The organism is Ensifer oleiphilus (assembly GCF_013371465.1).
Lineage (GTDB): Bacteria > Pseudomonadota > Alphaproteobacteria > Rhizobiales > Rhizobiaceae > Ensifer > Ensifer oleiphilus.
On record NZ_JABWDU010000003.1, the window covers coordinates 356,087 to 378,060 of the forward strand.

22 protein-coding genes and 1 pseudogene are annotated in these 21,974 nt (G+C 61.4%); 18 read left to right on the forward strand and 5 right to left on the reverse strand.

Features of this window, described 5'->3' with window-relative positions:
* Nucleotides 1–239 precede the first annotated feature (239 nt).
* The 3 genes and pseudogenes from HT585_RS14365 to HT585_RS31725 all read left to right on the forward strand — a co-directional run.
* Nucleotides 240–473, forward strand: coding sequence for an AbrB/MazE/SpoVT family DNA-binding domain-containing protein (locus tag HT585_RS14365; protein WP_176353580.1), 234 nt, complete (start codon nucleotides 240–242; stop codon nucleotides 471–473).
* The gene (locus HT585_RS14370) at nucleotides 470–880 is read left to right on the forward strand and encodes a type II toxin-antitoxin system VapC family toxin (RefSeq protein ID WP_176353581.1); all 411 of its coding nucleotides are present in this window, start codon (nucleotides 470–472) and stop codon (nucleotides 878–880) included. The genes HT585_RS14365 and HT585_RS14370 overlap by 4 nt, the downstream gene beginning before the upstream one ends.
* Before the next feature lie 521 nt (nucleotides 881–1,401).
* Nucleotides 1,402–1,623 (forward strand): annotated as a pseudogene (locus tag HT585_RS31725) (ribosome small subunit-dependent GTPase A); the annotation flags it as partial.
* Nucleotides 1,624–1,704: 81 nt separating this feature from the next.
* On the opposite strand, the gene HT585_RS14375 reads toward HT585_RS31725, so the two are convergent.
* A complete protein-coding gene (locus tag HT585_RS14375; RefSeq protein ID WP_176353582.1) occupies nucleotides 1,705–2,643 on the reverse strand; it encodes a LysR family transcriptional regulator in 939 nt (312 codons plus the stop codon).
* 124 nt (nucleotides 2,644–2,767) lie between these two features.
* Between HT585_RS14375 and HT585_RS14380 the strand changes: the two genes are divergently transcribed.
* From HT585_RS14380 to HT585_RS14430, 11 genes are all read left to right on the forward strand, one after another.
* Nucleotides 2,768–3,814 carry an aromatic ring-hydroxylating dioxygenase subunit alpha gene (locus HT585_RS14380; RefSeq protein ID WP_176353583.1) on the forward strand — a complete coding sequence of 349 codons (1,047 nt, stop codon included), beginning with the start codon at nucleotides 2,768–2,770 and terminating at the stop codon, nucleotides 3,812–3,814.
* Between the two features lie 12 nt (nucleotides 3,815–3,826).
* On the forward strand, nucleotides 3,827–4,927 hold the full coding sequence (locus HT585_RS14385) for a 2Fe-2S iron-sulfur cluster-binding protein (RefSeq protein ID WP_176353584.1): 1,101 nt from the start codon (nucleotides 3,827–3,829) through the stop codon (nucleotides 4,925–4,927).
* A gap of 59 nt (nucleotides 4,928–4,986) precedes the next feature.
* On the forward strand, nucleotides 4,987–6,096 hold the full coding sequence (gene hisC / locus HT585_RS14390) for a histidinol-phosphate transaminase (RefSeq protein WP_343213983.1): 1,110 nt from the start codon (nucleotides 4,987–4,989) through the stop codon (nucleotides 6,094–6,096).
* Between the two features lie 115 nt (nucleotides 6,097–6,211).
* Complete coding sequence (locus tag HT585_RS32255; RefSeq protein ID WP_176353585.1) at nucleotides 6,212–8,176, forward strand: DUF2817 domain-containing protein; 1,965 nt, start codon at nucleotides 6,212–6,214, stop codon at nucleotides 8,174–8,176.
* 78 nt (nucleotides 8,177–8,254) lie between these two features.
* Nucleotides 8,255–9,052 (forward strand): transporter substrate-binding domain-containing protein, encoded by a 798-nt coding sequence (locus HT585_RS14400; RefSeq protein WP_176353586.1) that lies wholly within the window; start codon nucleotides 8,255–8,257, stop codon nucleotides 9,050–9,052.
* A gap of 98 nt (nucleotides 9,053–9,150) precedes the next feature.
* Nucleotides 9,151–9,858: an ABC transporter permease gene (locus HT585_RS14405; RefSeq protein WP_176353587.1), complete on the forward strand. Its 708-nt coding sequence runs from the start codon at nucleotides 9,151–9,153 to the stop codon at nucleotides 9,856–9,858.
* 3 nt (nucleotides 9,859–9,861) lie between these two features.
* Nucleotides 9,862–10,548, forward strand: a complete 687-nt coding sequence (locus HT585_RS14410) for an ABC transporter permease (RefSeq protein WP_176353588.1) — start codon at nucleotides 9,862–9,864, stop codon at nucleotides 10,546–10,548.
* A 49-nt stretch (nucleotides 10,549–10,597) separates the two neighbouring features.
* Nucleotides 10,598–11,725 carry an S-(hydroxymethyl)glutathione dehydrogenase/class III alcohol dehydrogenase gene (locus tag HT585_RS14415; RefSeq protein ID WP_176353589.1) on the forward strand — a complete coding sequence of 376 codons (1,128 nt, stop codon included), beginning with the start codon at nucleotides 10,598–10,600 and terminating at the stop codon, nucleotides 11,723–11,725.
* Between the two features lie 116 nt (nucleotides 11,726–11,841).
* Nucleotides 11,842–12,423 carry an S-(hydroxymethyl)glutathione synthase gene (gfa, locus tag HT585_RS14420; RefSeq protein WP_176353590.1) on the forward strand — a complete coding sequence of 194 codons (582 nt, stop codon included), beginning with the start codon at nucleotides 11,842–11,844 and terminating at the stop codon, nucleotides 12,421–12,423.
* A 59-nt stretch (nucleotides 12,424–12,482) separates the two neighbouring features.
* Nucleotides 12,483–13,901: an FAD-binding oxidoreductase gene (locus HT585_RS14425; RefSeq protein WP_176353591.1), complete on the forward strand. Its 1,419-nt coding sequence runs from the start codon at nucleotides 12,483–12,485 to the stop codon at nucleotides 13,899–13,901.
* Nucleotides 13,902–14,375: 474 nt separating this feature from the next.
* Entirely contained in the window at nucleotides 14,376–16,292 is a 1,917-nt protein-coding gene (locus tag HT585_RS14430; RefSeq protein WP_176353592.1) for an adenylate/guanylate cyclase domain-containing protein, read from the forward strand.
* A gap of 212 nt (nucleotides 16,293–16,504) precedes the next feature.
* Here HT585_RS14430 and queE read toward each other — a convergent pair whose 3' ends face one another.
* From queE to queC, 3 genes are read right to left on the reverse strand one after another with little or no spacing between them, the layout of a single operon-like run.
* Nucleotides 16,505–17,233, reverse strand: a complete 729-nt coding sequence (gene queE, locus HT585_RS14435; RefSeq protein ID WP_176353593.1) for a 7-carboxy-7-deazaguanine synthase QueE — start codon at nucleotides 17,231–17,233, stop codon at nucleotides 16,505–16,507.
* Nucleotides 17,230–17,586 carry a 6-carboxytetrahydropterin synthase QueD gene (gene queD, locus HT585_RS14440; protein ID WP_176353594.1) on the reverse strand — a complete coding sequence of 119 codons (357 nt, stop codon included), beginning with the start codon at nucleotides 17,584–17,586 and terminating at the stop codon, nucleotides 17,230–17,232. Before queD ends, queE begins: the two co-directional genes overlap by 4 nt.
* Nucleotides 17,586–18,296 carry a 7-cyano-7-deazaguanine synthase QueC gene (queC, locus tag HT585_RS14445; RefSeq protein WP_176353595.1) on the reverse strand — a complete coding sequence of 237 codons (711 nt, stop codon included), beginning with the start codon at nucleotides 18,294–18,296 and terminating at the stop codon, nucleotides 17,586–17,588. The genes queD and queC overlap by 1 nt, the downstream gene beginning before the upstream one ends.
* A gap of 314 nt (nucleotides 18,297–18,610) precedes the next feature.
* On the opposite strand from queC, the gene HT585_RS14450 reads away from it, so the two are divergent.
* Nucleotides 18,611–19,378 (forward strand): 3-hydroxyacyl-CoA dehydrogenase, encoded by a 768-nt coding sequence (locus tag HT585_RS14450; protein ID WP_176353596.1) that lies wholly within the window; start codon nucleotides 18,611–18,613, stop codon nucleotides 19,376–19,378.
* A gap of 182 nt (nucleotides 19,379–19,560) precedes the next feature.
* Here the strand turns inward: HT585_RS14450 and HT585_RS14455 are convergent, their stop codons facing one another.
* Complete coding sequence (locus HT585_RS14455) at nucleotides 19,561–20,175, reverse strand: helix-turn-helix transcriptional regulator (protein ID WP_210270446.1); 615 nt, start codon at nucleotides 20,173–20,175, stop codon at nucleotides 19,561–19,563.
* A gap of 171 nt (nucleotides 20,176–20,346) precedes the next feature.
* Here HT585_RS14455 and HT585_RS14460 point away from each other — a divergent pair, with 171 nt between their 5' ends.
* From HT585_RS14460 to HT585_RS14470, 3 genes are all read left to right on the forward strand, one after another.
* Entirely contained in the window at nucleotides 20,347–20,955 is a 609-nt protein-coding gene (locus HT585_RS14460; protein ID WP_176353598.1) for a superoxide dismutase, read from the forward strand.
* 61 nt (nucleotides 20,956–21,016) lie between these two features.
* The gene (locus HT585_RS14465) at nucleotides 21,017–21,607 is read left to right on the forward strand and encodes a flavin reductase family protein (protein ID WP_176353599.1); all 591 of its coding nucleotides are present in this window, start codon (nucleotides 21,017–21,019) and stop codon (nucleotides 21,605–21,607) included.
* A 33-nt stretch (nucleotides 21,608–21,640) separates the two neighbouring features.
* The gene (locus HT585_RS14470; RefSeq protein ID WP_176353600.1) at nucleotides 21,641–21,970 is read left to right on the forward strand and encodes a tetratricopeptide repeat protein; all 330 of its coding nucleotides are present in this window, start codon (nucleotides 21,641–21,643) and stop codon (nucleotides 21,968–21,970) included.
* Nucleotides 21,971–21,974: the final 4 nt, after the last annotated feature.

The following is a 21,974-nucleotide window of genomic DNA, read 5'->3' on the forward strand; positions in this document are numbered from 1 at the left end:
GCAGTAACTTCTCACGGTCCACTTTGTTTGCGAATGTCTCTGGCCCTTCAGTTGCCCGGCCGCGCCAGCGACCGGGCAATGTTCATGATCTCAAAGCCATAGGGTGCGCGTGAAGTGCGAAAGGGGTCATCGGCCCTCATGCTCCGAGCTCGGTGGGACTGTTCCCTAGTCCAATGGTCTTGAAAGCCAGGTCGCGAAGTAATACCTTCGGGAAACCACTCCTTACAACGGTGTTGACAATGACGACGACGGTTACAGCTAAAGGACAGGTCACGATCCCCAAACCAGTACGCGACCTCTTGGGCATTGTGCCGGGCAGCAAGGTTGATTTCCGGCGCGCGCCGGATGGAAGCATTGTGCTCGTCCATGCCGCCAAAAAACAGCAGCCCAGCCGCTTCTCAAAACTGCGAGGGCACGCCGGCAAGGGGCTGGACACGGCCGCGATCATGGCACTCACGCGTGGCGAGCCTTGATATTCGTAGACACGAATGTTCTTCTTGACGTCGTGACCGATGATCCGACATGGGCGGATTGGTCCATAGCGCAACTCGAAAATGCAAGTCTTGGGGGGACACTATGGATCAACGATATTGTCTACGCAGAACTGGCCGTCCGCTACGATCGGATCGAAGAAGTCGACGCGTTCCTTAATCAAGCCGGGTTAGAACTGGCACCAGTCCCGCGGGCGGCCCTGTTTCTGGCCAGCAAGGTTTTCACGCGATATCGCAAGGCAGGCGGAGCGAGGACCGGCGTTCTCCCAGACTTCTTCATCGGTGCGCATGCGGCCGTCAGCGGGCTTCCTTTGCTCACACGTGATGTTGGGCGCTATCGAACCTATTTCCCGAAATTGACATTGATTGCCCCGGATTTGCCGACCTAACGGCGCCTAGCGGGCTGTGATTGAAGCACCGGCCACCCCGCTCCGCTTGCGCTCTCGTGTTCGACGACTTTGACGTGCATTGGCGTGCACCTGGCACGGGTTCCGTGCAAGTCAATTTGCTACTTTCGAAGCACAAAACGAGCACACCTCCAGTCCGCGCTAAGGATTGCTGAGCAGACGAGCTTACTGACGATCGGCGAAAGCCGGTGGTCGCACTTGCGCGACAAGCGGGAAATCACAGGGACTTATTGTCGGCCGAGCCAGTGTCTCATGATCTCCGCTAAACGTTGCGGCACTTGCTGGGGGAACATGTGCCCTGTGTCCTCGACTATCTCGAACGCTGAGCCAACTAGCCCTTGGTGAAGCTCAAGGACCTCCATCCGACTTCTAAGATTATCCTGCTCTCCTGCTCTTCAGGGAGCAGCTGTTGCATCGGCCGGCGGATGGTCCGCTGGTGCTTTTGTCGATTGCCGAAACGATTGTGACCATCGGCGCCGGCGACCATGGCAAGGGCGGGCGCAACAGCTTTTTCCGACATAAAGGAACTGGCACCGCTTTGCCGATTTCTCGATTGTACCCATGCGCCTGAACCGGGCTGCGCGGTTCGGGCAGCTGTCAAAAGCGGCACTTTGACCGCCGACCGCGTTGAACGCTGGCGAAGTCTTGTTTCTGAAAACCGTGACAGAACACCTGTCATCAGAGGACCACGCGGCAACAAGATTGTTCGCAAGAAGAAATATTGAAGATCTGACACCTTGAACTGTATCGAACTGCGAACCACGCACCAACCGGGGTCAGGCAAGACTTTTCTTGTGACTAAGTTGTCATTTTACCCGGTTCGAACCAGGGCATGGCGCCGACATCTGCTCCTGTTGCCTCGCGACCCCAAGCAGCCACTTGTGAAATTTTTGCCCAAACGGCTTCTCCAGTGCAGCCCGATCCCATGCCAGGTAATAGCTTTCAGGCAGTTTCATGCGAATGTCGAAGGGCACGACCAGGCTTCCAGAGGCGATCTCATCCGTGATCATGGAAACTTGCGCAAGAACAAACCCCCTGCCGTTTACGGCCGCGTCGATCGCACTGCTCGACAAGGTGAAGGAGAGGCCGGAAAACTTCTGGCCGCCATCGGCGTGCACTAGGGCTGCCCAGTCGTTCCATTGCGGAGAAGCCTTGTAGTCCGCCTCCCATTCCACATGAAGGAGAGGAAATGTCAGGATATCGCGCGGCGTTTCAAGGCTGCGTCCGGCGATCAGCATCGGCGAGCAGGCAGGCACCATCCAGTCCGTGAACAGGGTGGCCACGTGCTCATGCACATAGGAGCGCCGACCATAGGTAATACGGAAATCCACTTGATCCGCACCGATGCGAGGCTCCTGCTCCTGCCCAAGAATGCGGACACTCGATTGCGGACAGAGCGTTTGCCAATCGAAGATCTTACGATTGACCCACTTGTTGGCGACTGACGTCAGCGCACTTAGAACGATGCTGGTCTCGTTCCTCGCACGGGTGAGGACGTTTGCTGCATGGGAGAGCTGCTGAAAGCCTTTCGCGACTTCGCGATAGTACAGCCGTCCCCATGAAGACAGTTCAACCCGTCGCCCGCGGCGCTCCAGCAATGTCAGGCCAAGACATTGCTCCAGGTTTCTTACCAGTTGGCTCACGGCGCCGGGTGAGACGCCGAGGTCCGCCGCCGCAGCGCTGACCGTGCCACATCGTCCGATCGCCTCAAAGGCCTGCAAGCCGCGCAAAGACGGGTTCGGCATCGTAAAGCACTCCTTCAATCAGTCGCTCCAATTTAGAAAATCTAAAAAAGAACGCAGGCGCTGGCAACTTGTTGGCCCATGAAAAACGTCGAACATTCGCTTAACAAAACGCAAGGAGAGCGAAATGTTTCTCAAGAACGCCTGGTATGTCGCAGCCTGGGATCACGAAGTCGACCGCGAGTTGAAACCCGTCACGATGCTCGGCGAAAACATCGTCCTTTACCGCAAGCAGGACGGTAAGGCCGCCGCGCTCGAAAATGCCTGTCCCCATCGCAAGCTGCCGCTCTCCATGGGGCGCATCAAGGGCGACGACGTCGAATGCGGCTACCATGGCCTCACCTTCGACTGTTCGGGCATCTGCACACGCGTTCCGGGAGCCGAGCGGATTCCGCATGTCGCCAAGGTGCGCTCCTACCCGATCCATGAGCGCTATGGCTTGCTTTGGGTCTGGATGGGAGATGCCGACAAGGCGGATCCGAAGGACATCTTTGAAGTCGAACACTTCGGCGACCCGGCTTGGGGCATCAATCGCGGCGAGTCAATGACGCTGAACTGCAATTACCTCTACATGACGGACAACCTGCTTGATCCGTCCCATGTCGCCTGGGTCCACCAGTCGTCCTTCGCCAGTTCCGCCTGCGAAGAAACACCGCTTGAAACGACCGTGAAAGATGACGGCGTCACCGTCTGGCGCTGGATGATCGATTCCGAACCGGCCCCATTTTATGCGCCCTTCCTGCAGTTCAAGGGCAACACCGACCGAAAGCAGCACTACGAGGTGCGCTATCCGAGCAACGCGATCATCAAGGCGATCTTCGCGCCAGCCCACACCGGCGGAGAAGGCCGCGCGCTGCCTGAAAATACCTTTCTGATGGACAGCTACAACTTCATGACGCCTGTCGATCAAAACCGGACCAAATACTACTGGTTCCAGATGCGCAACTTTGCGCCTGAGGACGTCAAGGTTTCCGAGAGTTTTGCCAAGTCCGTGCGCGGCGCCTTCGAAGAGGATCGTGTTGTACTGGAAGCGGTTCATCACGGAATGGCGAACCAGCAGACGCCAAACCTCGACCTGAAAATCGACGTCGGCCCGATGCGCTTCCGGCGCAAGCTGGCTCAGATGATCGCCGCCGAGACGAAAGCCGATCCCGCCAGCGTCGCAGCCGAGTAGGGAGCGCTCCGGATGCTCGATGCAGCCGCCTCGCGCTTCCGTCCCTTCGAAGTCATCTCGAAGGTCCGGGAAAGCGCCACCATCACCTCGTTCCGCCTTGCCCCACTCGAACGCCAGCACTGGCGGCCGTTCGAGGCGGGACAGTTCCTGACGATGCGTGTTCCCGATCGCAAGGGCGGGCATGTCCTGCGCAACTACACCGTCTCCTCTTCCCCACGAGAAGAAGGAAGTTACCGGATCACTGTCAAGCGCGAGGCCGCACCATCGAGCAATGTGCCAAATGGCCTGAGTTCCTGCTGGCTGCATGACGAGATCGAGCCCGGTGCGGTCATCGAGATCGATCCGCCGCGCGGCGCCTTCAAGCTCGACAGCGCCAGTGCCCGGCCCGTCGTCCTTCTTTCCGGTGGCGTCGGGCTGACGCCGACGGTTTCGATGCTCGATGTGCTGGCGAAGGACAGCAACCGCCCGGTATGGTTCATCCATGCGTGTGACGGTGCAGCCGTCCACGCGCTGCGGGACGAGGTCGAACATCTCGCCGCTCTCCGCCCCGGCATCACCGTGCACTATTGCTACCGTTTCGCCGAAGAAGCCGATCGCAAGGTTGCCGACTGCCATTCAACAGGCTTCCTGACGCGCACCACGCTTCAGAGCCTCCTGCCGCTCGACGACTACGACTTCTACATGTGCGGGCCGCAACCCTTCATGCAGGCGCTCTACGGCATTCTGACTGGCTTCGGAGTGCGGAAGGAGCGCATCGCCTACGAGTTCTTCGGGCCGGCGAGCCTGTTGACGGAGGCAGCTCCGTCAACGCCACGATCGCAAATGGCCTTCTCCCCCAATTCGGTTATCGACGAGGAAGGCCCCTGCGTCGTCCTACAGAAATCCGGCATCAAACTTGCCTGGGACAGCACGAGCGAATCCATCCTCGCTTTCCTGGAAGCGCAGGGGATCGAGCCCGAATTCTCATGCCGCGCGGGCGTCTGCGGCACCTGCGAACAGGGCCTTGTCTCAGGTGAAGTCGACTACTTCGAGGAGCCTCTCGATCAAGTGCCGGACGACCGGGTGCTGCTCTGTTGCACCAGGCCGAAGTCCTCGATCGTGCTCGATCTCTGACTGCAAAAGACCGAATGGCCGTGGCGCCATCCTGATGTTCAAGCCTTGAAGGAAGATCCGTGACGAAACCGCTTCATACCGAGATCCCTCTCAATCCGCATGTGGCCGGCCTTCCGCCCTACAACGCCGGCATGAACATCGCTGTGGCGCGGCTGCAGAGCGGACGGCAAGACATCGCAGCGCTTGCCAGCAACGAGAACCCGGATGGCTGTTCGCCGGATGTCGCGGCCGCGCTCGCAAACCTTGAGCCTTCGCGCTACTCCGACCATGCCTGCACGGCGCTGCGGGCGGCCCTCAGCCAGAGGCTCGGCGTTACCTCCGACCGGATCGTCGCCGGTAACGGCTCGGAGGAAATGATCGCCGCCATCTGTCGCGCCGTGCTGCGTCCTGGTTCCGTCGTGGCAACGGTCTGTCCCGGCTTCGGGCTGCACGAGATCGAGGCGCTTGCCAATGGCGCCAGGGTCGAGAAGGTCGGCATGCGGCCAGAACTGGATTTCGACATCCCGGCGATGACCGCCATACTCGAGCGTGCGCCTGAAATTTTTTTCCTCTCGTCCCCGTCGAACCCGGTCGGTCCGGCGCTCGATCGTGAGGGGCTGACGCGCATTCTCGCGGCTGTCAGTCATGAAACGCTTCTGGTGCTCGACGAGGCCTATTTCGAGTTCACGAACGAAGACACGCCCGATGCGCTTGCCGCGCTCTCGGCGACGAACCTCGCCTGGGTGATACTGCGAACATTTTCCAAGGCCTATGGGCTTGCAGGGTTGCGGGTCGGCTATGCGGTCACCTCCGATGTCCGGCTGGCGCGGGCCATGAGCGCCGCCAAGACGCCGTTCAACGTCAATGCCGCCGCGCAGGCGGCGGCCGTCGCCGCGCTCAACGACGAAGCCTGGATGCAGTCTTCGGTCGCAAGGTTGAAACGCGAGCGGGCGCGTGTGGCCGACGCCGTCGCCGCCATGGGGCTTTCGGCGGCCAGGTCGCAAACGAACTTCCTGTTCATCGACGTTGGGCTGGAGAGCCGGACCGCGTTCGATCACTTCCTGGCAAACGGGATCATCGTCAAGCCATGGAAGGAGGAAGGCTATGGCACCTTCATTCGCGTGACGATCGGCACCCCCTTGGAAAACGACCGCTTTCTCAAGGCGCTTCGCGACCTTCTGAGGACGTGACGGCCTGCGTCACCCTTCAAGCCAAGACACAACAAGGGGCGAAGCACGACCCCACGGGAACGAACACATGAGCGGAAACGCAAGCCTGCACAGAGTAAACCGGGAGCCCCATCGCATGTCCCCTTCAGCGCCGTCCGGACTTTTCGCCGGTGACTTTTCCGCCTTGCGCGCCCGATTTCTCGCCGCCGCGCGTACCGCTGGCGCGAGCCTGGTCGAATACCTGCACCCATTGCACGGGCCGAAGGGAGAGCGCCTGGCGACCGACGTTGCCTATCTCGGGCGCAACGATGCCGAAAAGCTCCTGGTGCTGATTTCCGGAACGCATGGCGTCGAAGGTCCCTTCGGCTCGGCGTGCCAGACCGCGTGGCTTTCACAAAACTCCCCCTGGAAACTTCCTGATGATACCGCCGTTCTGGCGATCCACCTCATCAACCCCTGGGGCACGGCATGGGCGCGCCGGGTCAACGAAGACAATGTCGATCTCAACCGCAACTTCATCGACTGGCGAAAGGCACCGCCGAAGAACGAACGCTATGCCGCATTGCACGGGGCTCTGGTCTGTCGCGCCTGGGACGGCCCGGAGCGTGACGCAGCCATTGCGGCATACGAAGACGCCAAGCGGCGGCTCGGTGGCTACGCCGGCATCGCCCCGATTGTGGAAGCCGGTCAATACGACTTTCCGGACGGCCTGTTCTACGGCGGCGACGGTCCGGTCTGGTCCAACCGAACCCTGACCGAGATCCTGTCGACATTCGCACAGAAGGCCGCCGAGGTTGTCGTCTTCGACCTGCACACTGGTGCCGGGCCTTACGGCTACCCCGCCCTCCTCTCGGTCGCCGATAGCGAGCACGCCGGTTTGGAATGGGGCCGGCGCATCTTCGGCCCCGCACTCTCGGTCGTCGTGACCGGCGAAAATGCGACGACGCATACCGGCATCGCCGCGACCGCCACCGGTTACGTGTCGGCCGCCGTGCGCGCCGCGCTGCCGAAGGCGCGCGTCCTGCCGCTTGTCGTAGAATGCGGCACCCTCGACGGCGCGACTGTCTCGGATGCGGTCCAGGCGGACAATTGGCTTCACCTGTTCGGCAAAATCGATACGCCGCTCGGCGACAGGATAAAGAAGGACCTGTGCGCCGCCTTCATTCCCGAAGACGCCGACTGGCAGCGCGCCTGTCTTGAGGCATCTTTGCGTCACTTCGACCGCGCCTTTGACGATCTCAAGTCCGTCGGCGGCGCGCAACCCGAAAAGTCCGTCCCCGCCGCAGCCGCTGTTATCCTCGTCGCCCATCCGGAGGCTGGCGGTCCAAGGCTTGACCAGAGACCGGCGATCGAGGTGCACGACATCCACAAACGCTTCGGTCCCCTCGCCGTGCTCAACGGCGTTAGCGTCTCTGCGCAGCCGGGCGAGGTCGTGTCGATGATCGGCTCTTCCGGCTCGGGAAAAAGCACCTTCCTGCGCTGCATCAACCTGCTCGAACAGCCGAACGATGGGCGCATCGTCATCGATGGTGAAGAAATCCGGATGAAGAAGACACCGGACGGCAGTGCAGCACCTGCCGACATCCGGCAGGTCGAGCGCATCCGCTCGCGCGTCGGCATGGTGTTCCAGAACTTCAATCTCTGGCCCCACATGACGGTCCTTGAAAACATCGTCGAGGCGCCGATGCACGTCCTGAAAGAGGAGCGACAGGCAGCTGCCGATCACGCCCACGCGCTGCTGAAGAAAGTCGGCCTTTCCGACAAACATGCCCAATACCCCGGTCAACTGTCCGGTGGCCAGCAGCAGCGTGCCGCCATTGCCCGTACGCTTGCCATGCGCCCGAAGCTCATCCTCCTCGACGAGCCCACCTCCGCGCTTGATCCGGAGCTGGTTGGCGAGGTCCTGCGCGTCATCCGGCAGTTGGCCGAAGAAGGAAATACGATGATCCTCGTGACGCACGAAATGCAGTTCGCGCGAGAGGTCTCGCACAAGATCCTCTTCCTCCACCAGGGAAAGGTGGAGGAAGAGGGTGCCCCGGCGGATGTCTTCACCAACCCACGCTCCGAACGCATGCGCCAGTTCCTGGCCCGGACGCTCTGACAGCCCGCCGTTATTACCCGTCCGGGGCTCTCCCTGGAACGGAAGTCAACAAGAATGCTCAGCAAGGGGAACCAAAACATGAAGCTGAAAAGTCTATTGCTCGCCACGTTCTTCGCCACCGGCCTTAATACGGCCCACGCAGCCGAGGGGGAATTGTCGATTGGCACGGAGGGCGAGTATCCGCCGTGGAGCATGGCTGACGCCGCCGGCAACGTTACCGGTTTCGACGCGGATGTCGGAAACCTGCTCTGTGCCAAACTGGAAATGAAGTGTCACTTCGTCGTGCAGGCCTTCGACGGCCTCATTCCGGCGCTGAAAGCCAAACGATTCGACATCATCATTTCCGGCATGTCGATCACCGCCGAGCGCAAGAAGCAGATCAACTTCTCGGTTGGCTATGCGGAACTCGCCAACATGTTCGTCGTCAAAAAGGATTCCAATCTTGCCGGCGTCAAGGACATCGAGACGCTGCTGACATCGCTCGACGGTCGTACGGTCGGTGTCCAGGCCGGTACGACCCATGCGCACTTCATGGAAAAGCGGGCCTCATCCGCCGTCCTGAAGACCTATGACACGCTCGACCAGATGCAGATCGACCTCGCCAGTGGCCGCGTCGAGGCCGCATTTGCAGATTCGTCCGCCCTTCAGGACTTCCTGGGGCGCCCCGACGGCAAGGACTTCCAGTTCGTCGACGTCAAGGTGCTGAGCACCTTCGACCCGACGCTCGGCGAGGGCATCGGCGTCGGCATCGCGCAGGAGAATACCGAATTGAAGGCTCGTATCGACAAGGCACTCTGCGAATTGGTCGCCGACGGCTCGATCGGCAAGGCAAGCCAGACCTGGTTCAAGACGGATATCTCCCGTCCCTGCCAGTAACGGGAACCGCACCCTCCCGGGAGAACGAACGACCGGAAGGTCGATCCTTTCTCGGGAGGCTTCATCCGACAGGACAAGGCATAGGTTGGGCGTGTTCGATGGAACTTGGACTTTGGCAGGTGTGGGAAGGTGGCTGGATATCGGCAATCCTGCGCGGGGCGGCAATCACCATCGCCCTCGGCATGGCGAGCATGGCCATTGGCGTCGTCATCGGCGTTGGCTGCGGCCTGATTAAATGGGCCCGTATTTTTCCGCTGATGCTTGTCGTGGACTTCTACACGTCGGTCGTGCGGGGCGTGCCGGAACTTCTGATCATCTATCTCCTCTTTTTCTCCTCCGTCGAGTTCGTGGCCCAAGTGGCCGCGGCATTCGGCTACGAGGGACTGGCCGGCAACGGTTATGCCTTCACCATCGCGGTCGTCGCGATCGCCGCCATATCGGGCGCCTATTCGACCGAAGTGGTGCGAGGGGCACTCGCCGCCATTCCGAGCGGGCATATCGAGGCGGCGCGGGCACTCGGGATTCCGGGCAGACGGATCTTTCACCGCATTATCGCGCCGCAGATGCTGCGGATAGCTGTTCCGGGCATGAACAATGTCTGGCAGACCACGATCAAGGACACCGCGCTTGTCTCGGTGGTGGGCCTGCAGGAGTTGATGCGCGTCGCCTTCGTCGGGGCCGGTTCGACCCGCCATCCCTTCATTTTCTATCTCATCGCCGCTCTCGTCTACCTCGCCATCACCTTGGTCAGCCAGGGTGGTTTCGACTGGATCGAACGCCGTCTGCGCCCCCGTACGAGGAAATAGGTCATGGATCTCGAACTCGTTTTCCTCGCGGTTCCAACGCTTGCCAAGGGACTGTGGCTCACCGCCATACTGACGATCGCTTCGGTCGCCATCGGCTTTAACCTCGGCCTGGCGCTTGCCGTCATGCGCCTGTCGAAGAACAGCGCCGTCAGCGGCTTTGCCAAGGGTTACAGCACCGTCTTTCGCGGGACGCCGCTGCTGGTGCAACTCTTTCTCTTCTACTACGGCCTCGGTCAGCTTTCCTTCGTGCGAGACAACGCCGTGCTCTGGTGGATCATCGGCGACGGTGTCCATTGCGCGGTCATGGCACTCGCGCTCAACACGGCGGCCTATACGTCGGAGATCCTGCGCGGTGGGCTCATATCCATTCCGGGAGGGCTCGTCGAAGCAGCACAGGCCTGCGGCATGTCGCGGCTGCTGCGGTTTCGCCGGATCACGTTTCCGCTTGCCATCCGCCAAGCGCTGCCGGCCTACGGCAACGAACTCGTCCTCGTCGTCAAGGGAACGAGCCTCGCCTCCACCATCACCGTCCTGGAGATCACCGGCCATGCGAAGCGGCTGATGAGCCAGACCTATGCAATCCTCGAAGTATTCGCCATCGCCGGCCTGCTCTACCTGCTGATCAACCTGGTGCTGATCACGCTTATCCGGCTCTTGGAAGCCCGTCTCACACGCCACCTGCCCCGATAGGCCGCAGATCGCCTATCTGTCTGAAAAAATTAAGAGAAAGAGAAAATTCATGGATGTACGCGCCGCCGTCGCCGTTCAGGCAGGCAAGCCGCTGGAAGTGATGACCGTTCAGCTCGAAGGCCCGCGGGCCGGAGAAGTGCTGATCGAAGTCAAGGCAACGGGCATCTGCCACACCGACGATTTCACGCTGTCGGGCGCGGATCCCGAAGGTCTGTTCCCGGCAATCCTCGGCCATGAGGGTGCCGGCATCGTCGTCGATGTCGGACCGGGCGTGACCTCGGTCAAGAAGGGCGATCATGTCATCCCGCTCTATACGCCCGAGTGCCGCTCCTGCCCGTCCTGCCTGTCGCGCAAGACCAATCTGTGCACCGCGATCCGCTCGACCCAGGGCCAGGGCGTCATGCCGGACGGCACCTCGCGCTTCTCGATCGGCAAGGACAAGATCCATCACTACATGGGCTGCTCCACCTTTGCCAATTACACCGTGCTGCCGGAGATCGCGGTTGCCAAGGTCAACCCCGACGCGCCCTTCGACAAGATCTGCTACATCGGCTGCGGCGTCACCACCGGCATCGGCGCCGTCATCAACACCGCCAAGGTCGAGATGGGCGCAACCGCGATCGTCTTCGGTCTCGGCGGCATCGGCCTCAATGTCATCCAGGGTCTGCGCCTTGCCGGTGCCGACATGATCATCGGTGTCGATCTCAACAACGACAAGAAGGCCTGGGGCGAGCGCTTCGGCATGACCCACTTCGTCAACCCGAAGCAAGTCGGCGAGGACATCGTGCCCTACCTCGTGAACATGACGAAGCGTGGTGCCGACCAGATCGGCGGCGCCGACTACACCTTCGACTGCACCGGCAACACCAAGGTGATGCGCCAGGCGCTCGAAGCCTCGCATCGCGGCTGGGGCAAGTCTGTCGTCATCGGCGTTGCCGGCGCCGGCCAGGAAGTCTCCACCCGTCCGTTCCAGCTTGTCACCGGCCGCAGCTGGATGGGCACCGCCTTTGGCGGCGCACGCGGCCGCACCGACGTGCCCAAGATCGTCGACTGGTACATGGAGGGCAAGATCGAGATCGATCCGATGATCACCCACACCATGGCCCTCGAAGACATCAACAAGGGCTTCGAGCTGATGCACTCCGGCGAAAGCATCCGTTCGGTCGTGCTATACTGAGCAAGTCTTCAAGACCGCATCAGGAATGCAATCCGTGCATCGCATCGTCGGCCTCCGGCCGACTGCGCCAGTGATCGGCCGCGCATCAAGCGTCGGCGATGAAGGAGGAGAAACCCATGCCAAGCATTGCCATACATCCAACACTCGACAGTGGGTTCAAGGCGACCGACGCTGCCTTTTCGGGCGGAACGCTCGTCTGCAACTGCACAAGCAAGCCCGTAAAAGTTCGGGTCAAAAGCGACATCGCCCACAACCACGCCTGCGGCTGCACCAAGTGCTGGAAGCCCGAAGGTGCCGCATTCTCCGTCGTTGCCGTTGCCCCGACGGAAAATATCGAGGTTCTCGAAAACGGCGACAAGCTCGCTGTCATCGACCCGGCCGCCCTCATCCAACGGCATGCCTGCAAGGAATGCGGCGTGCACATGTACGGCCCGGTGGAACGCGATCATGCGTTCAAGGGTCTTTCCTTCCTGCATCCCGAACGGTTCCAGGAAACGGGATGGGCGAAGCCGGGCTTTGCCGCCTTCGTCTCATCGATCATCGAAAGCGGCTATGATCCGGCAAAGATGGACGGCGTGCGCGCGCGCCTCAGAGACCTTGGCCTCGAACCCTATGACTGCCTCAATCCCGTTCTGATGGATCTCATCGCCACCTGGACGGCAAAGAAGAGTGGCGCTCTCAAGACGCACGCGGCCTGAACAAGCCTGGTGCACACAACCTCTCTCCGTTCTCGACACCTACCAACAGGTAACATCGCATGGATCGCCTACGGCCCGAATTCAAAGACGAAATTCGCAAGATTGTTGGTGACGGAAATCTCAAGGACGGAGAGGCCCTTTCATCGATCGACCACGGCGTCGCACCGGAAAATCTCGGCGCGGGCGCCGTGGTCCTTCCGGGAACAACCGGCGAGGTTTCCGCGGTCGTCAAATGCTGCCTCGCCAGCGGAGTTCCGCTCGTCACCCATGGGGGACGAACTGGTCTCGTCGGCGGTGCAATGTCCAGGCCGGGCGAACTCGTGCTTTCGACTGCCCGCCTCAACCGGATCCTGCATGTTTCGCCAATCGAGCGCGTTGCCGTGGTGGAGGCCGGCGTGACGCTGCAGGCGCTGCAGGCGGCGGCCGGAGAGCATCGGCTTGAAACAGGGATCGACTTGCCGTCGCGCGGTTCGGCGACGATCGGAGGAATGGCGTCAACGAACGCCGGCGGCATCGCGGCCTTCCGGCACGGGGTCATGCGGCATCGCATCCTTGGCCTGGAGGCCGTGCTTGCGGATGGCTCCATCTATTCCGACATGACACGGGTGGTAAAAAACGCCGCCGGCTATGATCTGAAGCATCTGTTCGTCGGGGCCGAAGGCACACTCGGCATCATCACGCGTCTTGCCGTCAAACTCGAACCCCAGCCCCTTGCCACCGCCACCGTCCTCTTCGGCCTCCCGTCTGTGGACGCCGCGCTCGAGACGGTCGGCCGAGGGCTCGACGCGAAGTATGGTCAACTGCGAGCGGCAGAAGCAATCTGGAACACATATTTCCGCCTGACATCAGGCCATCATCGCTGGTCAGTCACCGACTACAGTGCCGATCATCCGATAAACCTTCTGGTCTCCCTGGGCGGGGCCGAGGAGGAAGCGCTGCAATTGGAACTTGGACGCATCTACGAAGACCTCATCGAGGATCACCCCGACGCCTCGGCGGTCATCGCGTCGTCCGTCGCGCAGGAGACAGATCTTTGGCGGTTGCGCGAGGACACAGACCTCATCTACCGAGAACACCCTGGCGCACCGTCCTACGATGTCTCGGTCCCTCTTTCGAAAATCGAGACTTATCTCGACCGCTGTCTTGCGGGCTTGAAGGAAGTCGATGTGGCCTTTGATCCCTATGTCTTTGGCCATCTTGCCGACGGGAACCTCCACATCGTCCTCAACGCGGCCGGTCGAGATGTTCCAAGCGAAAAGGCAAGAGCCGTCGAAACTGTGCTGTACCGGGACATCGCTGCAATCGGCGGATCGTTCTCCGCCGAGCACGGGATCGGCCTCAAGAGAGTCCAGTCGCTGTCAGCCATTTCAAACCCGGTGAAAGTGGCGCTGATGCATCGGGTCAAGGACGCGCTCGACAGATCTGCGCTCCTCAACCCCTGCAAGGTCTTACATACAGCCGCCGATTTCGACCGGTGACCCGCAAAGAACCACCGCGCCACCGCCTAGAGCCTGGCGGTTCCGCATCCGCATCATCGGCCAACCATCGCCGACAGTTCGAGACGTGCTTCTTCGGTCTGCCGCATCAGCAATTTGCGCAGTCGCGGGAAAGCCTCGTTCCTGGATTAGATACACGTCGATCCGGCGATCGCCTCGTATCAGCACGAAAAATCTCGGCTCTCGTCGGCTGCTTGTTTCCTTTGGTGCGGGCGGCCTGGTCAGTCGAGCATCGCGCCTTTGGATGGGCGATCTCGTTGCCCCGCTTGCCGCGTTATCGACCAGGCAAACTCCAAGCTGAAGTTGATTGACATTTCGACATTTGGGGGTGGCACGGCACTGACGCTGCAGATCGATAACGTGAGAACTTTGCCTCAGTTCATCGACCTGCGAGAGTGGTCGCGGTATTCGAGTAGCGATACACTCGCGACCTCTTGGGTCTCAGAGGGAAATCACGTGCGCTGGTCGAAGCCTCTAAGATTGCATCTCAGCGTGCTGGTCGCGACACTGCTGCTGTGCATTTCGATTCCATTGATCTGGATGGCGTTTAGTCACGGCCGCGAAGCGGCGATCGTTGCAGGCGAGAAGCAGATGCGGCAGATGAGCCTGCGTCTGGTCGAGGGTTACAAATATGCGTTGGCAGGAGGATACGAGGCCGTAGCCGTTGCCTCCACCCTGCAGCACATCGCCTCTCGTCCACCCCTCGAGCTGGAAGAAAAGCAGGCATTCTTCCTTGAGGTCCTTCGAAACGTTCCGAATGCGACGAGCATGCTGGCCGGCTATCCCGACGGATCCTACATCCAGGCAATCAACGCCGCCAATCCTTATGTCCGAACAGCGCTTTCGGCGCCCGACGGCACAGCTTTTGCGATCAGAATCGTGGCCCATGAAAATGCTGGGAAAATCGAGATCATGCGGTTCCTCGATTCCGGTGGCCGCTTCATCGGAGAACGCCGCTCCGAAGGAACCACATTCGATGCGCGACAGCGTCCCTGGTATCGTTCGGTGCTGCAGCATCAGAAGCCTGTTTCAGTGGGCCCCTTCGTCAGCGGAACGTTGAAGGTGCCGACCCTCACGATTGCAGCGCCCATGAAGGACAACGGCCAGATCGCGGTCGGTGTGAACATACACCTGGAGACTGTCAGCCGGCTGCTCGACGCGCGCGAGATATCGCCGCGTGCCCGCAGCTACATCCTCGATGAACAAGACGGACTTGTGGCACATTCTGACCCGGCAATGATGAGCAGAATACTGGGCCTATGGACGCAACGCGGCGAGGCCGACGATGGGGCGGCAAAGACTTTGGACCGAACCGTCGACACAGTGATCCGGCTCCGCCGAGACGCAAAGCTCACAAAAGGAGAGCTTGCACGGTTCGATCTCGACGGTGAGCCCTATCTTGTCGAAATTGCTCCAGTCACCTTCTCGGACCTGTTCAAAGGCACGTCCGTCGCCGTCGTCGTGCCGTTCCACGATCTTGTCAGCCAGGCAAACAGACAGCTCGCGCGCAACGTCATGATGGCTGCGATCTTCGTTATCGCAGGCGTCGGTGCGTCGATTGTTCTCGCGCGCCTGATCAGTGCCTCTCTCTATCAGCTTGCCGCCGAAGCGCGAAAGATCGGGGATCTGGATTTCGCCGGAAAGGGAACGTCGCCCTCCTGGATCAGTGAGATCAATACGCTCGAGGGTGCGCTCGCAGCCTCGCGGCGTGCCATAGCTCAGTTTGCCCTCTACGTTCCCAGGGAAGTGGTCCGACGGATCGTCGACCCCGCCGATACCTCGACGAAGGCGGCTCGGCAGGACGTGACAGTCCTGTTCACCGACATTCGCGACTTCACCACGATTTCCGAACAGCACCCGCCCGAAGACGTCGTGGAGATCCTGTCCGCCTACTTCGAGCTGCTGAACCAGATTGCCGAGCGCCACCACGGCACGGTCGTTCAATATCTCGGCGATTCCATTTTCGTCATGTGGAATGCGCCCATCAGAGATGCTGATCACGTCGCGTCCGGTTGTCGCTGTGCGCTCGCCATGAGCGTCGCTGTCGACGAACTGAATGAACGCAACCGGGAGATCGGCCGTCCCGAATTGAGAACCCGGTTCGGTTTGCATACCGGGCAGGCGGTCGTCGGCAGTTTCGGTGCAATCGCACGGCAGCAATACACAGCCATGGGCGATACGATCAACGTCGCGTCGAGGTTGGAAGGCCTCAACAAGGAGTTCGGAACGACCATCCTTGCAAGCGCCGCAATCCAGCATGTCGTTGCGGATGAATTTGCGTTCCGTCCGCTCGGGCTGATGAAAGTGAAGGGACGGATGGAAGCGGTGGAAGTCTACGAGCTGGTACAAGCCAGGCCCCGTCAACCTGGATAGTCCCTGGATAGTCACCCCTGAAGCAATGATGGGAGAGCGCTCGGCCGGTCTCGGCTTTGACACGGGCCGCGCCTTTCCATCGAAGCGCCACGGCGACCGGTCCGGCCGATGGAGCAGAACGCGTGAACTGTGCCTCACAGCACGCTGTTGCAAGCGTGCAGGGGGGCGCGGCGAGCAAACGACCGCGCTCCCGATGTTCACATTCCCCATACTCAAACGCCGCGGCGATTGCCCCACAACAGGACATGCAACTGCGGCAACACCCGCGCATCGAACCATTTGTCGCCGGTCACCTTGTCGACCAGCCAGAGCATGCGGTTCATGATGCCGTCCACATCCACTGTCGCGCTGTCGTCTTCCGGCGGTGGTGGCGTGTGGTTTCCCGGCTGCAGGTAGACGGGCAGCGCCGGGTATCTCCGCGCCATTTCTTTGGCATAGGCATAGTCACGATCATCGAAGACGACGATCTTGAGCACCGTCATCGGCCCGCCGGCGACCATCGAAAGACAGTCGTCCAGTCTTGCAAAGTCGGTTTCCATCCCGCTCGATGGCGGCTTCGGGCTGAGGACAAGCACGTCGAGGCTGGCGAACCAATCCCTGGCGACGCTGCCCTGCGTCTCCAGCGCAAAGCGATAGCCCTCTCTGTGGCCGCGATCGATCAGCGGGCCGAGCGGCTGGATGGCGGGGTTGCCGCCTGAAAGCGACACGGTGAGCGGCACGCCGCCGGAGAGCCGTTTGACCCTGCTCCAGACGTCGTCGACCGACATCGGCCGCCACTCTTCGCGGTATTCGGTGTCGACGGCGTGCAGCGTATCGCACCAGGAACAACGATAGTCGCAGCCGCCAGTGCGCACGAAAACTGTCGGTTGACCGATCAGCACCCCCTCGCCCTGGATCGTCGGCCCGAAGATCTCGCTGACGCGGATCGCGGCACCGGTCATGGCCGGTATTCCGCCCAGGTCTTCGGCGTCTCGCTAACGCGAACGGCCGATGTTTCCGGCAGCCGCTCCTTGCACCAGGCATAGAAATGCCGGGCAAGGCATTCCGACGTTACGCGGTCATGGCCAAGCACATCGTTCAGGTGGCGATGGTCGAAACTGCCATCGATGTAGCGCTTGAGCGGTGCCAGATCATGATAGTCCCGCACGAAGCCATTTTCATCGAGATCGGTGGCGGCAAGCTCGACCTCGACGATGTAGTTATGCCCATGCAGCCGCGCGCATTGGTGATCGGCGGGCAGATGGCTCAGCTGGTGCGAGGCGGAAAAATGAAACTCTTTGGTGATGCGGTACATCAGCGGATCTCCTCTGCCGAGAAGCGGCTGGTGGCGGCGCGCCAGAAATCCGGATCGGCATACTCGGTCGGATCCTCGACGCCGGCCAGATGAAAAGCCTCGCGCCGCTCGACACAGGTGCCGCAGCGCCCGCAATGGCGCTCACCACCCTTGTAACAGGACCAGGTCTCGCCGAAGGGGGTGCCATGCCTGGCGCCATCGGCAACGATCGCCGCCTTGGGAACATCGACGTAGGGGGCGTAAAGCTTGACGGCGCCATAGCCATCGAGCGCTTCGTCCTGCATCTTCTGGAATGCATCGATGAAGCCCGGCCGGCAATCAGGATAGATGAAGTGGTCGCCGCCATGGACGGCAACGGCAACGGCGTCGGCCTTCTGCGCCGAGGCAAGGCCGAATGCGATCGCCAGCATGATAGCATTGCGGTTCGGCACCACGGTGGCCTTCATCGTTTCCTCGGCATAGTGGCCATCGGGCACGTCGATATCATCGGTCAATGCCGATCCGGTCAGGTGCCGACCGACGCCGGTGATGTCGATGAGCTGATGGGGTACGCCAAGGCGCTGGGCGCAGGCAGCGGCGAAGTCGAGTTCCTTGCGATGGCGCTGGCCGTAATCGAAGGAAAGCAGGCCGACGAGTTCCTGTTCCGCCGCAATCTTCTGCGCGAGCGAAACGGAGTCCAATCCGCCGGAGCAGATGACGATAGTTCTCATAAATGTGGATCCCTTGTTTTGACCGGGTGGGCTGCGACCGGATGCGGGGCTGCTTTTAAGCCATCGCGGCTCTTTTGGCCAGCCCTCGGCGGCGCGTATTGCGCACGGCGCAGGCGCGGACTTTGCCGCTGACCCGGTAGACGGGCGGGCCATTTTCTCTGCAGCCTAGAACCAAAAATCACGCCGGCCGATTTCCGCCGCGTTTCAAAGGCGCTAACGTCGCGCCGTCACGCCTGATGGCGGTGGGCTCCGCGTCATGTCATTGGCGGTTAGCGCCGAATGGCTGCGGAGTTCGATTTGGGAGGAGTTCTGGAATGCTGATCGACGGAAAAGTCTTCATTGTGACCGGCGGCGGTTCGGGCCTTGGCGCCGGCGTTGCCCGCTTGCTTCACGGCAACGGCGCGCGCGTGGTGCTTGCCGACATCAACGAAGACGCCGGGCGGGCAATGGCCGAAGCGCTCGGAAACAATGCTCTTTTCGTCAAGACCGACGTCACCAGTGAGACTGATGGCAAAGCGGCAGTTTCCGCGGCTGTCGGTTCCTTCGGCCATCTCCATGGGCTGGTGAATTGCGCCGGCATCGCGCCGGGCGAAAAGGTGCTCGGCCGGGAAGGCCCTCACCGCCTCGACAGCTTTGCCCGCGCCGTCGGCATCAATCTCATCGGCACCTTCAACATGGTTCGGCTGGCAGCCGCCGCGATGGAAAAGGAAGCGCCTGACGAAGACGGCGAGCGTGGCGTTATCATCAACACCGCCTCCGTCGCTGCCTTCGACGGGCAGGTCGGCCAGGCCGCCTATTCCGCCTCGAAGGGCGGTGTCGTCGCCATGACCTTGCCGATTGCCCGCGAACTCGCGCGACACGGGATCCGCGTCGTCGCGATCGCACCGGGCATTTTTGAAACGCCGATGATGGCCGGCATGCCTCAGGAGGTTCAGGACTCGCTCGGCAAGAGCGTTCCCTTCCCCCAGCGCCTCGGCAAACCGGAGGAGTTTGCAGCCCTTGTCCAGCATATCTGCGAAAATCGGATGCTGAACGGCGAAGTCATCCGCCTCGACGGCGCGTTGCGCATGGGCGCGCGCTGACACCTGTATGTGATGGCGCCGGATGCAGCCAGCATCCGGCCAGCCATGCCGTTGCTGTGTTTCATGGACAGGAAGCGCGTTTCGAAAGCCTCATAGTTCCATCGGCGCACATCTGACACCCGACTTTTACTCGGCATTATGGTCGGAGCCATGCGGGGAATGTCGCGCCAGAACAGTTGCCGTCAGGCGCCGCCTTCGATGGCTGTCGGAGCAATGACATAGGCGCAACGGCGCGCGCCGGCGAGAATATGTTCGGTGCGCTCGACCGCAACGTCCTTGCCCAAGATATCGCGAAAGACGTTGATCTCCGCTCGGCAGAAGCCCTGGCAGCTGGCGGCGGCGGCACAGATCGGACAATGGTTTTCGACAAAGAGAAAGGTACCGTCGCCCGCCTCCTCGTATCCCGCCATATAGCCTTCGGCCGTCCGCAGGCGCACGAGCTTTTCCACCCTGTCCTGGAGGCTTTCGGCACCCTCGAGCGCTGCGCGATAGCCGGTTCGCGTCTCCTCCTCGCGCGCCGCGACGATGCGATCTACCGCCGCTTCCCCGAGCGTCTGGCGGATGGTGCGCAGCAGCTGGACGGTCAGTTCCGCGTGAGTATCGGGGAATTCCGCATGGCCCGAAGCGGTAAGCCCCCAGAACTGCGAGGGACGACCGACGCCGCGCGCTTCCGACCAGGAGTTGACAAGGCCATCTTCCGAGAGGCGCACGAGCTGCTGGCGCGCCGCCTCGCCCGATATCGCCAGTTGCTTGCCGAGCGCCTGCGCCGTCTGCGGCCCTCGCAACTTCAGCGCCATCAGGATGCGTTCGGCCGGCGACCGTCCCTGGCTCTGATTTGAATTTAACAAGTGGTCGCTTGACATATTATCGGCCGCAGATTTACAAAGAATTGTCTTGTTAAATACACGCCGGATGGTTTTCGCACAAGACAGTCGCTGCGTTTGATCCGGCTGAAGAGGATTTCAACCATGGCCTTCGAACTGCCTTCCCTCCCCTTTTCCGTCAGTGCGCTCGCCGAAGGCGGCATGAGCGCCGAGACGCTGGAATTCCACCACGGCAAGCACCACCAGGCCTATGTCACGGCGCTTAACGGTTTCGTCGAAAAGGACCCGGCGCTTGCCGGGCTTTCACTCGAAGACATCATCCGTCACGCCAACGGCAAGGCCGAGCTGGCACCGGTGTTCAACAATGCCGGGCAGCACTGGAACCACATCCTGTTCTGGAACAATCTCTCGCCGAAGGGCGGCCGCATCCCGGACGGTCTTGAGAAGAAGATCGTCGAAGATTTCGGCAGCGTTGCCGCTTTCAAGGACGCCTTAAAGGCGGCGGCCACCAGCCAGTTCGGTTCCGGCTGGGCCTGGCTTGTGCTCGATGCCGGCGGCAAGCTCAAGGTGACGAAAACGGCAAACGGCTCGAACCCGGTCGCCACCAATGAAGGCAGGGCGCTGCTCGGCCTCGATGTGTGGGAACACAGCTACTACATCGACTTCCGCAATCGCCGCCCCGATTATGTCAGCAACTTCCTCGACCGCCTGGCGAACTATGAGTTCGCCGAAGCGGAACTGAAGTCCGCCTGACCCCCGCTGCCGCGGCGCCGCTTCAGTGGCGCCGCGCCCCATCCCAGCCGGAATGCACCCCATGCCCCAGACTGCCACAGTCGATATCGCCGCCCACGCGGAGCGCGCCGTCACCAGACCCCAGTTCACCGACACCATGGCGCGGCTGGCATCGACAGTCTGCGTCGTCAGTTCCGGCAGCGGGACCGAATGCCTGGGTCGTACGGCAACGGCCGTCTTCTCGCTCTCGGCAAACCCGCCGTCGATCGTCGTGTCGATCAAGGCCGACAGCGCGCTGGCGGACACCATCTCGAAACAGGATGGGTTTTCACTGGCGATGCTCGCCCAGGGCCAGGAGCTGGTTGCCGATGCCTTTGCCGGCCGGGTCGCGGCGGCAAGCCGCTATCTCGTGGGCGTCTGGGCCGACTGGCCTTCCGGCCGCCCGCGTCTTCTCGGGGCTGCGGCAGGACTGGACTGCATGCTCAGTGCCTCCATCCTCGTTGGCGATCACCGCCTCTTTATCGGAACCATCATCGCCACGGAAACCGGCGGTTATGCCGAGCCCCTTCTGTGGAGCGAGCGGCAATATCAGGCACTCGACAGATCGGCAGCTTTTGCCGCACCATCCGGTGGGCGCCCATTGCCATCCCGTGCCGCGTGCCCGACGATCTGAGCCGCGCGAACGAACGTCCGTTGGGGAGCGACCATGAGACAGGTGCTTGAAAAACTTCTGGATGACGGCCGCGACGACGCGCTTCTGCGCTTCACGCTTGGCAGCATCTGCCTACAGGAGGCGGACGCAGAGACCGCACTCGTCCATCTCCAGCGCGCGATCGAGCTCGACCCCACCTATTCTGCCGCCTGGAAATTGCGCGGCGCGGCGATGCTGAAACTCAACCGCATCGAAGAGGCGCTGCGCATCTGGACCGAGGGACGAGCCGTCGCCCAGCAAAAGGGTGACCTGCAGGTGGCGCGCGAAATCACCGTCTTCCTCAAACGGTTGGATAAGCAGTGCATGGCCGCCAACAAAGGCTAGCCGA